This window comes from Pandoraea faecigallinarum (genome assembly GCF_001029105.3).
In the GTDB taxonomy this organism is placed as follows: domain Bacteria; phylum Pseudomonadota; class Gammaproteobacteria; order Burkholderiales; family Burkholderiaceae; genus Pandoraea; species Pandoraea faecigallinarum.
In genome coordinates this window covers 4,798,717-4,814,721 of the sequence record NZ_CP011807.3, presented here as the reverse complement: position 1 = coordinate 4,814,721, position 16,005 = coordinate 4,798,717, and the positions used below count along the sequence as shown (strand labels likewise).

General features: G+C 64.1%; 9 protein-coding genes and 1 riboswitch. Of the genes, 6 read left to right on the top strand and 3 right to left on the bottom strand.

What is annotated here, in order from left to right; all coding sequences use genetic code 11:
- The first annotated feature begins 87 nt into the window (after nt 1-87).
- The 5 genes from AB870_RS21145 (at nt 88) to AB870_RS21125 (ending at nt 10,033) form a co-directional block, all read left to right on the top strand.
- Nucleotides 88-4,821: a glutamate synthase-related protein gene (locus tag AB870_RS21145; RefSeq protein WP_418303974.1), complete on the top strand. Its 4,734-nt coding sequence runs from the start codon at nt 88-90 to the stop codon at nt 4,819-4,821.
- Between the two features lie 98 nt (nt 4,822-4,919).
- Entirely contained in the window at nt 4,920-6,386 is a 1,467-nt protein-coding gene (locus tag AB870_RS21140; protein ID WP_047906185.1) for a glutamate synthase subunit beta, read from the top strand.
- Nucleotides 6,387-6,866: 480 nt separating this feature from the next.
- On the top strand, nt 6,867-8,195 hold the full coding sequence (locus tag AB870_RS21135; RefSeq protein ID WP_047906184.1) for an MFS transporter: 1,329 nt from the start codon (nt 6,867-6,869) through the stop codon (nt 8,193-8,195).
- 75 nt (nt 8,196-8,270) lie between these two features.
- Nucleotides 8,271-9,095 carry an NAD-dependent epimerase/dehydratase family protein gene (locus tag AB870_RS21130; protein WP_047906183.1) on the top strand — a complete coding sequence of 275 codons (825 nt, stop codon included), beginning with the start codon at nt 8,271-8,273 and terminating at the stop codon, nt 9,093-9,095.
- A complete protein-coding gene (locus AB870_RS21125; protein WP_047906182.1) occupies nt 9,092-10,033 on the top strand; it encodes an SMP-30/gluconolactonase/LRE family protein in 942 nt (313 codons plus the stop codon). Before AB870_RS21130 ends, AB870_RS21125 begins: the two co-directional genes overlap by 4 nt.
- Nucleotides 10,034-10,199: 166 nt before the next feature.
- On the opposite strand, the gene AB870_RS21120 is transcribed toward AB870_RS21125, so the two are convergent.
- The 3 genes from AB870_RS21120 to AB870_RS21110 all read right to left on the bottom strand — a co-directional run bounded on the left by AB870_RS21120 (nt 10,200) and on the right by AB870_RS21110 (nt 14,346).
- The gene (locus AB870_RS21120) at nt 10,200-11,459 is read right to left on the bottom strand and encodes an MFS transporter (protein WP_047906181.1); all 1,260 of its coding nucleotides are present in this window, start codon (nt 11,457-11,459) and stop codon (nt 10,200-10,202) included.
- Nucleotides 11,460-11,602: 143 nt separating this feature from the next.
- Nucleotides 11,603-12,415, bottom strand: coding sequence for an SDR family NAD(P)-dependent oxidoreductase (locus tag AB870_RS21115; protein ID WP_084664235.1), 813 nt, complete (start codon nt 12,413-12,415; stop codon nt 11,603-11,605).
- Between the two features lie 152 nt (nt 12,416-12,567).
- Nucleotides 12,568-14,346, bottom strand: coding sequence for an ABC transporter ATP-binding protein/permease (locus AB870_RS21110; RefSeq protein ID WP_084663965.1), 1,779 nt, complete (start codon nt 14,344-14,346; stop codon nt 12,568-12,570).
- Nucleotides 14,347-14,592: 246 nt separating this feature from the next.
- Nucleotides 14,593-14,728: riboswitch (TPP riboswitch) on the top strand.
- 133 nt (nt 14,729-14,861) lie between these two features.
- Here AB870_RS21110 and AB870_RS21105 point away from each other — a divergent pair.
- Nucleotides 14,862-15,995, top strand: coding sequence for an FAD-dependent oxidoreductase (locus AB870_RS21105; protein WP_047906180.1), 1,134 nt, complete (start codon nt 14,862-14,864; stop codon nt 15,993-15,995).
- Nucleotides 15,996-16,005: the final 10 nt, after the last annotated feature.

The window sequence follows — 16,005 nt, the reverse complement described above, 5'->3', positions numbered from 1 at the left end:
GTGCTGGCCCGCCCGGCCAACCCCACTTAACCCGGCCGACCGCGACGAGCATGCGCGCGGCGGCCTCGCCAAGAGACGGTGTAACTCGTGGAAAAGAAACAACAACCGATTGCGACGGCAGCAGCGCTGCCGGGTGAGGCGTACTTGGCGCCGGACGCACAGGGCATGTACGACCCGGCCAACGAACACGACGCCTGTGGCGTTGGCTTCGTGGCTCACATCAAGGGCGTGAAGAGCCACGCCATTGTCGAGCAGGGTCTGAAGATTCTCGAAAACCTCGATCACCGGGGCGCCGTCGGTGCCGACCCGCTCATGGGCGATGGTGCCGGTATTCTGCTCCAGATTCCCGACCGGTTCTTTCGCGAGGAGATGGCCCGGCAGGGCGTGACGCTGCCGCCCGCCGGCGAATACGGCGTGGGCATGATCTTCCTGCCGAAGGAACACGCGTCGCGTCTGGCCTGCGAGCAGGAACTCGAACGCACGGTGAAGGCGGAAGGTCAGGTCGTGCTGGGCTGGCGCGATGTCGCGATCGATCGCGACATGCCGATGTCGCCCAACGTGAAGGCCACCGAGCCGGTCATTCGCCAGATCTTCATCGGCCGCGGCCAGGACATCATGGTGACGGACGCGCTCGAACGTAAGCTGTACGTCATCCGCAAGACCGCGAGCCACCGCATCCAGGCGCTCAAGCTCAAGCACGGCAAGGAATACTTCGTGCCGTCGATGTCGGCGCGCACCATCGTCTACAAGGGCCTGCTGCTGTGCGATCAGGTCGGACGCTACTACCGCGACCTGGCCGACCCGCGCACCGTCTCGGCACTCGCCCTCGTTCACCAGCGTTTTTCGACGAACACGTTCCCTGCGTGGGAACTGGCGCACCCGTACCGCATGGTGGCGCACAACGGCGAAATCAACACCGTGAAGGGCAACGTCAACTGGATCAACGCCCGTACGGGTGCGATCTCGTCGGCCGTGCTGGGCAACGATCTCCAAAAACTGTGGCCGCTGATCTATCCGGGGCAGTCTGACACCGCGTCGTTCGACAACTGTCTCGAAATGCTCACGATGGCCGGCTACCCGCTCGCCCACGCCGTGATGATGATGATCCCGGAAGCCTGGGAACAGCACACGCTGATGGACGAGAACCGCCGCGCGTTCTACGAGTACCACGCCGCGATGATGGAGCCGTGGGACGGTCCCGCCGCCATCGCATTCACCGACGGCCGTCAGATCGGCGCCACGCTCGACCGTAACGGTCTGCGTCCGGCACGTTTCGTGATTACCGAGGACGATGTCGTCATCCTCGCATCGGAATCGGGCGTGCTGCCGATCCCCGAATCGAAGATCGTCAAGAAGTGGCGCCTGCAACCGGGCAAGATGTTCCTGATCGACATGGATCAGGGCCGCATCATCGACGACAAGGAACTCAAGGACAACCTTGCCAACGCCAAGCCGTACAAGAGCTGGATCGACGCCGTGCGCATCAAGCTCGACGAGATCGAGCCGAAGGTCGAAGAAGCCGGCGTGCATCACGACACGGCCACGCCGCTGCTCGATTTGCAGCAGGCATTCGGCTACACACAGGAAGAAGTGAAGCTGCTGATGACGCCCATGGCGATCAACGGCGAAGAAGCCGTGGGCTCGATGGGCAACGACAGCCCGCTCGCGGTCATGAGCAACAAGAACAAGACGCTCTATCACTACTTCCGCCAGTTGTTCGCGCAGGTCACGAACCCGCCGATCGATCCGATTCGCGAAAACATGGTGATGTCGCTGGTGTCGTTCATCGGTCCGAAGCCGAACCTGCTCGACACGAACAACATCAACCCGCCGATGCGTCTCGAAGTGTCGCAACCGGTGCTGGACTTCAAGGAAATCTCGAAGATCCGTCACATCGACAAGTACACCGGCGGCAAATTCCGCTCGTACGAGTTGAACATCTGCTATCCGGTCGCGTGGGGCAAGGAAGGCATCGAAGCGCGCCTCGCGTCGCTGTGCGCCGAAGCTGTCGACGCCGTGAAGTCGGGCTACAACATCCTGATCGTCTCGGATCGTCTGACGAATCGCGAACAGGTCGCGATCCCGGCGCTGCTCGCCACGTCGGCCGTGCATCAGCATCTGGTGGCCCAAGGCCTGCGCACGAGCACGGGGCTCGTGGTCGAAACCGGTTCGGCGCGTGAAGTGCACCACTTCGCGCTGCTCGCGGGCTACGGCGCGGAAGCTGTCCACCCGTATCTGGCGATGGAAACCCTCGCGCAGATCGCACGCAAGCAAGGCGGCGACCTCACGCCGGAAAAGGCGATCAAGCACTTCGTGAAGGCCGTTGGCAAGGGCCTGCACAAGGTCATGTCGAAGATGGGCATCTCGACGTACATGTCGTACACGGGGGCGCAGATCTTCGAAGCCATCGGCCTGTCGCGCGAACTGATTCAGAAATACTTCCAGGGCACGGCTTCGAATGTCGGCGGTATCGGTATTTTCGAAGTGGCCGAGGAAGCGGTGCGTCTGCATCGCGAGGCCTTCGGCGACAACCCGGTGCTCTCGAACATGCTCGACGCCGGCGGCGAGTACGCGTTCCGCATTCGTGGCGAGGACCACATGTGGACGCCGGATGCCATTGCCAAGCTCCAGCACTCGACCCGTTCGAACTCGTACCAGACGTACAAGGAATACGCGAACCTCATCAACGACCAGAGCAAGCGCCACATGACGCTGCGCGGTCTGTTCGAGTTCCGCGTCGATCCGCAACGCGCGATCCCGCTCGATCAGGTGGAGCCGGCGAAGGAAATCGTGAAGCGTTTCGCCACGGGCGCCATGTCGCTCGGTTCCATTTCGACCGAGGCGCACGCCACGCTGGCCGTCGCGATGAACCGTATCGGCGGCAAGTCGAACACGGGCGAAGGCGGCGAAGATCCGCGCCGCTATCGCAACGAGCTCAAGGGCATTCCGATCAAGAAGGGCGAATCGCTCGCCTCGATCGTGGGCCGCGAGGTCATCGAAACCGATATCGAACTGCAAGACGGCGACTCGCTGCGCTCGAAGATCAAGCAGGTCGCGTCGGGCCGCTTCGGCGTGACGGCCGACTATCTGGTCTCCGCCGATCAGATCCAGATCAAGATGGCGCAGGGCGCGAAGCCGGGCGAAGGCGGTCAACTGCCGGGTCACAAGGTGACCGAGTACATCGGCAAGCTGCGTTACTCGGTGCCGGGCGTCGGTCTGATTTCCCCGCCGCCGCACCACGACATCTACTCGATCGAAGATCTGGCGCAGCTCATTCACGATCTGAAGAACGTGAACGCGTCGTCGTCGATTTCGGTAAAGCTCGTGTCGGAAGTCGGCGTGGGCACGGTGGCCGCGGGTGTCGCCAAAGCCAAGGCCGATCACGTGGTGATTGCCGGGCACGATGGCGGTACGGGGGCTTCGCCGCTGTCGTCGGTGAAGTACGCCGGCACGCCGTGGGAACTGGGGCTGGCGGAGACGCAGCAGACGCTGGTGCTCAACCGCCTGCGCGGCCGTATCCGCGTTCAGGCCGACGGTCAGATGAAGACCGGCCGCGACGTGGTCATCGGTGCACTGCTCGGCGCAGACGAGTTCGGCTTCGCGACGGCACCGCTCGTCGTCGAGGGCTGCATCATGATGCGCAAGTGCCATCTGAACACCTGCCCGGTCGGCGTTGCGACACAGGATCCGGTGCTGCGCAAGAAATTCCAGGGCAAGCCGGAACACGTCGTCAATTACTTCTTCTTCGTGGCCGAGGAAGTGCGCGAAATCATGGCGCAACTGGGCATTGCGAAGTTCGACGACCTGATCGGCCGTGCCGACCTGCTCAATACCAAGTCCGGTGTGGAGCACTGGAAGGCGAAGGGCCTCGATTTCAGCCGCATCTTCCACCTGCCGGAAGTGGAAGCCGACGTGCCGCGTCTGCACGTCGAGACGCAAGACCATGGTCTTGCCGGGGCGCTCGATCACGCACTGATCGAGAAGGCGCTGCCGGCGCTGGAAAAGGGCGAGCACGTCTCGTTCATCCAGCCGGTGCGCAACCGTAACCGTACGGTCGGGGCCATGCTCTCGGGCGAAGTGGCCAGGCGTTACGGTCACGAAGGCCTGCCGGAAGACACGATTCACGTGCAACTCAAGGGCACGGCGGGTCAGAGCTTCGGCGCATTCCTGGCGCGCGGCATCACGCTCGATCTGGTGGGTGACGGCAACGACTACGTTGGCAAGGGCCTGTCGGGCGGGCGCATCATCGTGCGCCCGACAAACGACTTCCGCGGCAACGCCGAAGACAACATCATCGTGGGCAACACCGTGATGATCGGCGCCATCGAAGGCGAAGCGTTCTTCAACGGCGTGGCAGGCGAGCGTTTCTGCGTACGTAACTCGGGAGCCACGGCTGTCGTCGAAGGCACGGGCGACCACGGTTGCGAATACATGACGGGCGGTACGGTGGTCGTGCTGGGCGAGACCGGCCGTAACTTCGCAGCCGGTATGTCGGGCGGCGTGGCTTACGTGTACGACGCCGACGGCACGTTCGCGGCCAAGTGCAACACCGCGATGGTGGCGCTCGATCCGGTGCTGCCGCATGGTGAGCAGGAGCGTACGGTGAGCCAGGGCCTGTGGCATCGAGGGCAGACGGACGAGGCGCAACTGCGCGAGCTCATCGAGCGCCACTTCCAGTACACGGGCTCGACGCGCGCCAAAGCGCTGCTCGAAGACTGGGACGGCGCACGCCGCAAGTTCGTGAAGGTGTTCCCTAGCGAATACAAACGCGCGTTGGGCGAAATGGCCAAGGCGGGCGACAAACAAGCACTGGCGGCCTGAAGCCGCTGGCGCGGCAACGCCACGCGGGGTGAGGGCCCCGCAGGCGTGCCGCGCGCGGGTGAGGCACGGTAACCACAAAACTTTCCGACTGAAGAAACATGGGCAAGGTCACAGGTTTTCTCGAATTCGAGCGCCAGAGCGAGTCATACGAAGCACCGCTGGCACGCGTGAAGCATTACAAGGAGTTCGTTCTCGCGCTCTCCGACGAACAGGCAAAAGTGCAGGGCGCACGCTGCATGGACTGTGGCATTCCGTTCTGCAACAACGGTTGCCCGGTCAACAACATCATTCCCGACTTCAACGATCTGGTGTATCGCCAGGACTGGAAGTCGGCCATCTCGGTGCTGCACTCGACCAACAACTTCCCGGAGTTCACGGGGCGTATCTGCCCGGCACCCTGTGAAGCGGCCTGTACGCTGAACATCAACAGCGACGCCGTGGGCATCAAGTCGATCGAGCACGCGATCATCGACAAGGCCTGGAGCGAAGGGTGGGTCGAGCCGCAACCGGCCCGGCACAAGACCGGCAAGACGGTGGCTGTGGTCGGTTCGGGTCCCGCTGGCATGGCGGTAGCGCAGCAGCTCGCGCGCGCCGGTCACGACGTCACCGTGTTCGAGAAGAACGATCGCGTGGGCGGCCTGCTGCGTTACGGCATTCCCGATTTCAAGCTGGAGAAGTGGCTGATCGACCGTCGCATGCGCCAGATGGAAGCCGAAGGCGTGACGTTCCGCACCGGTGTCTACGTGGGCAAGGACGCCCCCGATGCGCACATCAACAACTTCTCCAAAGAGACGATCTCGCCGGAGCAGTTGCAGGCCCAGTTCGACGCCGTGGTCATCGCTGGCGGTGCAGAGCAGCCTCGAGACCTGCCGGTGCCCGGCCGTGAACTCGAAGGCATCCATTTCGCGATGGAATTCCTGCCGCAGCAGAACAAGGTCAATGCGGGCGACAAGCTCGCGGACCAACTGCTGGCGACGGGCAAGAACGTGGTCGTGATCGGCGGCGGCGACACCGGCTCGGATTGCGTGGGTACGTCGAATCGTCATGGCGCGAAGACCGTGACGCAGTTCGAACTGCTGCCGCAGCCGCCGGAGCAGGAGAACAAGCCGATGGTGTGGCCGTACTGGCCGACCAAGTTACGTACGTCGTCGAGCCACGAAGAGGGCTGCGAGCGTGACTGGTCGGTGGCCACGAAACGCTTCGAAGGCAAGAACGGTAAGGTCGAAAAGCTGATTGCCGTGCGTCTCGAATGGAAGGACGGCAAGATGCAGGAAGTGCCGGGTTCCGAATTCGAGATCAAGGCCGACCTCGTGTTGCTGGCGATGGGCTTCGTCTCGCCGCTGCAAACGGTACTCGACGCGTTCGGTGTGGACAAGGACGCGCGCGGCAACGTGCGCGCCTCGACCGAAGGCGAGCGCGCCTACACGACGAACCTGCCGAAGGTGTTCGCCGCAGGCGACGTGCGCCGCGGCCAGTCGCTGGTCGTGTGGGCGATTCGCGAAGGCCGTCAGTGCGCACGTGCTGTCGACGAGTTCCTGATGGGGCACTCGGAACTGCCGCGCTAAGTCTCGAAACGCCCCGCCGGTGGCGGGGTGTTCGCATCGGGTTGTGCCTGCCGAAACCACAAATACGGGGTGGTTGTCTGGTTGAGAGGAGGGGACGCGGAGGTAGGCTTCTGCGTCACTGTGAAGAAACCGTCCGGGTGGTAACGTCCGGACGGTTTTTTCTTGTCCGTTTCTGCGCGGCGTAGCGCGGCAAACTCCTCGCCCGCGGGACGTCAAAGTGACATCAGCTCTTAGATATAAGACGTCACACAACGTAAGTTTGTTGGGCCGTTTTCACGTGTGAGGAAAACTCTCCCAACATGTGCAAACTCCAGTTGTGAAAAGGAGAGTTACGCGAGGTTGGCGAAGCGCTCAAAAGACTAGGGATTATCCGTAAACCACGTAGTTCAGCATTGTCATCGTACATCGTCTCACGTAGGATGCGTCTCCATACAAGCCAGACGCTTGTCCTAAGAATATCCACGGAGAGAGACGACCATCATGGCACTGAAGATCAAAGGCCTGCGTTGGTGGATGATCGGGTTGCTGACGCTCGGCACCGTCATGAATTATCTGGCGCGCAGCTCGCTCGCCGTTGCCGCGCCCACCGTGATGAAGGATCTGCACATCACCACGCAGCAGTACGGCTGGATCACCGGTGCCTTTCTCGTTTTGTACCCCATCGGCGCCCCCATTACCGGTTATCTGATGGACCGCATCGGGCTGCGTCTGGGCTTTCTGATCTGCGGGGTGATGTGGTCGGTGGTGTGCATGCTGCACGGTCTGGCGGATGGCTGGGTCGGGCTCTTCGTGCTGCGCGGTTTGCTGGGGCTGGCCGAAGCGTCGTTCATTCCGGCGGGCATGCGTGCCGCCGCGTTCTGGTTTCCTACGAAGGAGCGTGCGCTCGCGGCCGGCGTCTTCAACATCGGTACGTCAATCGGCGCGATCCTGGCGCCTCCGCTGATCGCATGGTCGATCCTGCGCTACAACTGGGAGACGGCGTTCGTGATCGCCGGTGGCCTCGGGCTGGTGTGGGGCGTGCTGTGGTATGCGTTCTACCGTCACCCGACCGATCACCCGGCGCTCACTTGCGCCGAGTCGGACTACATCAATGAAGGCCGTGTCGTCGATGTTGCTGCCGACGCGCGCAAGCCGAACCTCATCTCGATCCTGCGTCAGCGCAACTTCTGGGGTATCGCGTTGCCGCGCTTCTTCGCCGATCCGGTGTGGGGCACGATCGTGTTCTGGATGCCGCTGTATCTCAATCAGGCGCGCGGTTTCGATCTGAAGACGATTGCGGCGACCGCGTGGCTGCCGTTCGTGGCCGCGGACATCGGCTGTCTGATGGGCGGCACCGTGTCCCTCTGGCTCAACAAGCACTTCAAGATCACCATCTTCAACGGCAAGCGCATCGTGTTCACCATCGGCGCGCTCGTCATGACGGCAATGTGCGGCGTGGGCTTCGTCAAGGATCCGATGCTGGCGATCTTCCTTCTGTGCCTCGGCGGCTTCGCCCATCAGACGCTGTCCGTCACCGTGATTTCGATGTCGGCCGACCTTTTCCAGCGTAACGAAGTGGCGACGGTCACCGGTCTCGCGGGTCTGTCCGCGGGCATCGGCAACTTGCTGTTTACCCTGGTGATCGGCACGTTTGTGAGCGCGGTCGGTTACACGCCGTTCTTCGTGGCGCTGGGGCTGGGCGATCTGATCGGCGCGGTGATTCTGTGGACGGTGGTCAAGCCGCACATGACCGGAACGGCCACGCCGTCGCCGGTCCCGGATGACGCGCGCGGCACGCGCGCCGGCGTGAACCGGACCGCCAATGCGTAGCGGGCCGCCCTCGCCGGTCCGGCGCGACGACGGGCATGGCGATTTATCGATGAATCAGGAGCAACAAGGATCACTATGAGCCAGACTTCCGGCAAACCCTTTCGCCGTCTCTTGCTGACCGGCGCCGCAGGCAACCTCGGCAAGCAATTGCGCGCCAAGCTCGCCGAGTGGGCCGACATCGTGCGCGTGAGCGACATCGTGCCGATTTCCGACGCCGCAGCCCACGAAGAAGCGATGCAGGTCGACCTTGCCGAGCGCGCGGCCGTCCACGCGCTGCTCGAAGGCGTCGATGCGCTCGTGCATCTCGGCGGTGTCTCCGTCGAAGCGCCGTTCGACGACATTCTGCAAGCCAACATCCTCGGTCTGTACAACGTCTACAGCGCGGCGCAGAAGCAGGGGGTGAAGCGCATTGTCTACGCGAGTTCGAATCACGCGGTCGGGTTCCATCCGGTCACGGAAGTGCTCGACATCGACGCACCGCACCGTCCGGACGGCATGTACGGTATTTCGAAGTGCTTCGGCGAAGATCTGTCGCGTTACTACTTCGACCGCTTCGGGCTGGAGACGGTGTGCCTGCGTATCGGCTCGTCGTTCGAGCAACCGAAGAACCCGCGCATGATGGTGACGTACCTGAGCTATCGCGACTTCGTCGAACTCGTGCGCTGCTCGCTGTTCACGAACCGTGTCGGCCACGCCATCATCTACGGCGTGTCGAACAATCCGACGCTGTGGGTCGACAACACCAAGGCGGCGTTCCTGGGCTTTCGTCCACAAGACAGCTCGGCCGAGTTCGCCGGCCGGTTCCCGGCCACGGCGCCGGATCCGCAAATGGACGACTGGACGCAACGCTTCCAGGGCGGCCCCTTTGTGCTGATGGGCCCGATGGAGCCCAAGGCATGACGGTGGCCGGTGCATCGCACGTATCCATCGAGCGGCTCGAACCGTCGCGCGCAACGCCCCACGCGGTGGGCGAAAGCCCGCTTTGGCGTGCCGACGAACAGGCCCTCTATTGGGTCGACATCCCGGCCAGGCAACTGCACCGGGTGACACCGGCCGATGGCGAGCATCGCGAGTGGACGTTCCCCGAACAGGTCGCCTGCTTCTCGATCGATACGTCGGGCACCCTGCTCGCCGCATGCGAGACGGGCGTGTTCTCGGTGCGGCTCGGCGCACCGGGTGACGTGTCCGCTTCGGCATGGGTGCGTCTGGCCGCGCCGGTATTTCCTGCGTCCGGCATGCGTTTCAACGACGGGCGTTGCGATCGTCAGGGCCGCTTCTGGGCGGGGACGATGGTCGCGGACATGTCGCTCGCGAGCGACGCCGGTTCGCTCTTTCGCTTCGACGCGAACGGGCACTTGTCGGCGCCGCTCGTTGAGGGACTGGTGACGCAGAATGGTCTGGGCTTCTCGCCGGACGGCCGCACGATGTACCTGAGCGACTCGCATCCGACGGTGCGTCGCGTGTGGGCGTTCGACTTCGATGCGGATCGCGGCAAGATCGGCAATCGGCGCCTGTTCGTGGACATGAACCAGTATCCGGGACGCCCCGATGGCGCGGCCGTGGACGCCGACGGCTGTTACTGGACGTGCGCCAACGACGGCAGCCGTGTGCTGCGATTCACGCCGTCGGGCGGACTCGATCGCGAGATCGTGCTGCCGGTCTCGAAGCCGTCGATGTGCGCGTTCGGCGGCCGCGACTTCGACACGTTGTTCGTGACGTCGATTCGCCCCGGCGCAAACGCGAACGAACACGATGGACATGTATTCGCCGTTCGCTGCGGCGTGCGGGGATTGCCGGAGGTGCCCTATGCGGGCACGCTGCCGGCCGCGGGTGTGTAAGCGGGGGCATGAAGGTCGCGACGCCGCAAGGCATCCCATAAGCGGCGCGCACTGAAGCGGTTCCGGGTTGGCCGGCTTGCACGAATGGCCATCCGGTGAGGCGGCGGGACGTCGGGTCGATCGTGGTGTTCGAGCCGGCGTCCCGTTTTGCCATGTCAGGCCGGCATCAATGTACGAAGTCCGTCGTGCCGAGCGACTTGCCGCGCGTTTCCGGCAGCAGCAGCGCGCATACGACGACAAGCAGATAACCGCCGCCCGCGACCATGCCGATGGCTTTCACGAGCGAGCCGGTTTGTGCGAGCGTGCCCACTGCAATGGGAAAGAACGAGCCGATGCCGCGTCCGAGGTTGTAACAGAAGCCCTGGCCCGAGCCGCGAATGTGGTTCGGATACAGCTCGGTCAGATACGCGCCGATGCCCGCGAAAATGCCCTGTACGACGATGCCCAGCGGGAAGCCGAGCAACAGCATGGCGCTGTCGGTGATCGGCAGCATCGTGTAGACCATGCCGAGCACGAACGAGGCGATGGCGAAGAAGATGAACGCGCCGCGGCGCCCGAGTTTGTCGGAGAGAATCGCCCCGACGATGTAGCCCACGAACGAGCCGACGATCAGCACGATCAGATACGCGCTCGTGTTGAACACCGACAGGCCGCGCACGGTCTTGAGATAGGTCGGCAGCCACGTGGTGATCGCGTAGTAGCCGCCGAGCATGCCGGTGCACAGCAGGCTGCCGAGGATGGTCGTCTTCAGATGATCGCGCGAGAAGATTTGCGTGAAGTTGCTTCGCAACTGGCCCTCGGCGATCTGGCGGCGCGTCTGTGTGAAGATCTCCGGGTCCGACACGTTACGACGCACATAGATGATCCACACGGCCGGCGCAATGCCGATCCAGAAGCACGCGCGCCATGCGTAGCCCTCGTCGAGCACGGCGAAGAAGAACCAATACAGCAATGCGGCGGCCGCCCAGCCGACCGACCAGCTGCTTTGCACCGTGCCGACGGCTTTCGCACGATGCTGCGGCGAGCGGATCATTTCGCCCATCATCATGGTGACCACGGTCCACTCGCCGCCGAAGCCGATGCCCTGCAACGTGCGCGTGACGAGCAGTTGCCAGAACGAGTTCGTGAAGCCCGAGAGGAATGTGAACAGACAGAACGTGGCGATGGTCCATTGCAGCACACGCACACGTCCGAAGCGGTCCGCGAGAATGCCCGCAAGCCATCCGCCCACGGCCGACGAGATGAGCGAACTGGTCGCGATCATGCCGGCCTCGCCCTTCGTCATGCCCCATGCGGCAATGAGCGTGGGGATGAGGAACGAATAGATCATGAAGTCGAACGCATCGACGGCATAGCCGCCAAAGCCCGCATACAGGGCCTTGCGCTCCTTCGTGTTGAGTTCGTTGAACCAGGAAAAAAATGCCATGAAGACTCCTCGGTGGATCGTGTGCTTGTCGTTATGTATGTGACGTGTGGTTGTTGTCGTTCAATGCATGGCATCGATGCGGGAGTCCACGTCTGACTCGGGAAACGAACGGCCGGGCGATCGATTTTGGCGCTTGCCGTGGCCTACAGAGTCAGGCCGCCATCCACATGGATGACCTGCCCGGTGATCTGCCGCGCGTGCGGGCCGAGCAGGAAGACGGCCAGCGCTGCGATGTCGTCGGGCTCGCACAGGCGTGCGGTCGGCGTCGCCTCGGCGGCGCGTTGCCACGCAGCCGGGTCGATGGCGGAGTGGCCGCTGTCCTTGCGCGTGTAGCCAGGCGCGACACAGTTGATCGTCACGCCCGCGCGTGCATGTTCGGCGGCGGCGCTCTTCGCGAGCGCCTCGATCGCGGCCTTGGCGGCGGCCGTCGCGGGAAAGCCCGGCTGGTTCGGCGCGAAGCGATGCGCCACGAACGAACTGATGGCGACGACGCTGCCGTGCGGCGAGCGTTGCAGGTCGGGCAGCGCGTGGCGCAGCAATGCCGCGAAGGCGCCGGGCATGGCCGCGAGCGTGCGGGCGAAGGCATCGTCGTCGATGTCGGAGACACGCTGCCGCGTGGCGAACCCCGCGTTGCTCACGAACTGGTCGATGGGGCCGAAGGCGTCGTGCGCGGCGTCGATCAGGCGAGCGGCCGAGGCCGTATCCGTCAAGTCGCCGAACCACGTGGCGCACTGCGCACCGAAACCTTCGCACGCGTGACGCACTTCCGCGAGGCGTGCCTGACTCGCGCCGGACGCGCCGCGCGTGTGCAGCAGCAAGCGGGTATCGGGAGAGGCGAGACGGCGGGCGATGGCCGCGCCGATGCCGGAAGCGGCGCCGGTGACGACGATGGTGCGTGCGGCGCGTGGCAGGGCGTGCGCGGCGGGCGTCGATTGGCCGGAAGAGGAAGCTGAGATGGTCACGATGAGCCCGGATAGCGCTTGAAGGGGTGCCCGTGATTATGCCAAACGCGCCGCGCGCCGGACCAGAGGCGTCAATATTATTTATGAAGTGAAGGAATCGGGGCGTGAGAATGCGCCGTCCCGATGCTGCAACGCCGCCGGTGTGCTCATACTGCGCCTGCCATCGGCGACGGCAGAACATCGCTCATGACCGGCAGGGTCATCGTGTGTTGATGGAAACGTCCGAGCGTTTCGCGATGCGCCACGCTGACGATGGCGGTGCCTGGCAGCCGCGCGTGCAGCGCTTCGTACACCGCCTCTTCGGTTTCGACGTCGAGTGCACTGGTCGCTTCGTCGAGGAACAGATAGTCCGGCTTTTGCAGCAGTGCGCGAGCGGCGGCAAGCCGCTGTTGCTCGCCTCCCGACAGGCGCCGTGCCCAGTGCGCGTGGGTCGACAGGTCGTCGCCGTACTGCGACAGACTCACGGCGTTCAGGGCGTCGCGGCACGCGGCGTCGGTGAAGGCGTCGGGCGGCGACGGGAATGCAAGCGCGGCCTTGAGCGTGTCGATAGGCAGATAGCTTTGCTGCGAGAGGAACAGCACGCGGGCGTTGGCGGGGACTTCGATGCGTCCGCTGCCGAATGGCCACAATCCGGCGAGCGCTCGCAGCATGGTGCTCTTGCCGGAACCGGAACGACCTCGCACAAGCCAGCGCGAACCGGGCGCGAAGGCAAACGATCCGGCCACGGCCAGAGGCGTGCCATCGGGCAGCGACAGTTGCAGGTCGGCAGCCATGTAGGCGGGTGTGTCGCTCGTGCGTGTCACGGAAATCCCGCCCTCGTGCGGGGTGTGCTCGATCACGCGGGCGAATTCGCGCAGACGGTTGATCGTCGCCTTCCAGTCGGCCAGCGTCTGAAAGCTGTTCACGAACCAGGAGAAACCGTCGCTCACCTGCCCGAAGGCGTCGATGATCCGCATGAGCACGCCCAGGGTGAAGGCGCCTGCGAAGTAGCGCGGGGCGGCGGCCATGATCGGGAAGACGATGGCAATCTGCGCATAGATCGAGTTCGCGAAGATCAGGCGCTTCGTCACGACCATGATCTGCCACCAGTTCTCGCGCACCGCGCCGAAGGCCACTTGCAGGCGCGACCACTCCGCCCTTTCGCCGCGATAGAGCGCGACCTGTTCGGCGGATTCGCGCAGTCGCACCAGCAGGAAACGGAAGTCGGCTTCCACCTGCTGCTGACGATAGCTCAGACCGACAAGCGGGCGGCCGACCTTGAAGATGAAAAACGAGCCGACGATGGCATACAGCGCCGCGACCCACACCATGTAGCCCGCAATGGTGATGTTCATACCGTCGAGCGCGAACGACAACGCGCCCGAAATCGTCCACAGGATGGTGATGAAGGAGAACAGCGAGACCACCGTCGTCAACAGATCGAGCGAAAGCGCGAGCGACGAATTGACGAGCGAGCGGATGTCTTCGGAAATGCGCTGGTCGGGGTTGTCCGCAAGATGATCGCGCTCGATGCGGTAGAACGCCTGATGGGCGAACCACTTCGCCAGGGTGGCGTCGGTGATCCACTGCCGCCAGCGGATTTCGAGCATCTGGCGAAAGTACGTGCGGAAGGTCGCAATGATGATGAAGCTGAACGCCAGCACCGCGAATTCGACGAGAGAGGATTTGAAGACCGGCCAGTTCCGTTTGTCGAGGGCATCATAGAAGGCGGTATTCCACGCGTTCAGACGCACGTTGATGAACACGATCGCAAGGTTGAGCGCGATGACGAGTGCGAGCAGGCGGCGCCCTTTCCAGCGCTTTTCCGAGACCCAGTACGGCCGGATCAGCTGCCACGCCGTGGGAGGCTTCGGCGGTCCGGGCGGGGGCGTGGTGGCGAGGCTGCCGCGACCGCCGGGAGCGGGGTCGGAGGGTGCGGGGGACATCGGCGGGTGGGCCATGATCGTCGGGCGGCGCGGCCGCGGTGGAGCAACGTTCTTATTGACACATTGGACAGCGGTTCCCGATGGTGCGTTGCACGATTTCGGGCGCGAAGCGCATGCCGCGGGCGGCTTTCAGTTTACGGACCGTTACAAGGCCCAGGGCATTCGTCAAAAAACGAGACGCCAAGCGCGTGCAATCGCCCGGAAAGCCAGCTTGCACGGGCGTCGGCATCTATGTTGTAATGACCTCGGGCGAAACAGGGGTGCTCCGTAACCGACGTAGCGACGTAGCGACGTAGTCACGTCAGCGAGTTCACGGGGCTGAGAGAGACCCTTTGCACCCGACCCGGGTAATACCGGCGTGGGAAGTTTCCGACTCCTCCAGTGGGGTAAGGTGTCCAACACCGTTTCGTCCTTTTGCTTTCATGAGGAAAGGACTCCATGCGTTGCGTTGCGCGACATCCCGCAAATTTCCCTGAGTGCCAGCGTGCCGCCACGGCTCGTGCGCCCGCGCGCGTATGAGCGCGACACCTTCCCACGCCACTTCACGTCCGGACGTTGCCGTGCTCGGTGGCGGGCTTTCCGGCCGGCTGCTTGCATGGCAACTGGTCCGCGCCGGGGCGAGCGTGGCGCTTTACGAACGGGGCGATGCCGACGGATCGTCCGCGGCCGGCTGGGTGGCGGCCGCCATGCTCGCACCGCTGGCCGAGGCGGCCGTGGCCGAGCCGAGCATCGTCGAAATGGGGGCGGTCGGCCTTGAGCGCTGGCCCGGTCTGATCGACGGTCTTCCCGAGCATGTCTTTTTCCAGCGCAATGGCACGCTGGTCGTGTGGCATCAGCCCGACCGGGCCGAAGCCGTCATGTTCGACCGGCGCATGCGCGCGAACGCGCCGCCCGAGTTATTGCGCGCAGGCGTCGAGCGAATTGCCGGCCCCCGGCTGGCAGACGTCGAACCGGCGCTCGCCGGGCGTTTCCAGGAGGGGTGGTTGTTGCCCAACGAAGGGCAGCTGGATAACCGTCAGTTGCTGCGGGCGCTGGCGGCCGGTCTCGCAGCGGCGGGGGCCGGGTTGCACTGGAATACGCAGATCGCCGAGGGACAGTATCCGGATGCCGGTCTGGTCGTCGACTGCCGCGGACTCGGGGCGCGCGAAGTGCTCACGCAATTGCGCGGCGTGCGCGGCGAAGTGGTGCGCATTCACGCGCCGGGCATCGGGTTGCGCCGGCCGGTGCGATTGCTGCATCCGCGCTACCCGATCTACATCGCGCCCAAGGAAAACGATCTGTACGTGATCGGCGCGACCGAACTCGAATCCGAGGATATGTCGCCGATGACGGTGCGCTCCGCGCTCGAACTGCTCTCCGCGGCGCATTCGCTGAATCCGGCGTTCGGCGAGGCGCGCATCGTCGAGCTGAACGTCAACTGCCGCCCGGCGCTGCCCGACCATCTGCCGCGCGTGCAATGGGACGGGGCGCGGCTGCTGCGCGTGAACGGCCTGTACCGTCACGGCTACCTGCTCGCCCCGGCGGTGACGGGCGAAGCATGCGCACTGGCGCAGGCATTGATGCAAACGACGGACGCAACACGGGATGCGTTCGACTGGGAGACGTGGCGAGCGAGCCGGCCCTGGCCGGATCTGTTCCGTCAGGCTTGAGAGGAAGCGG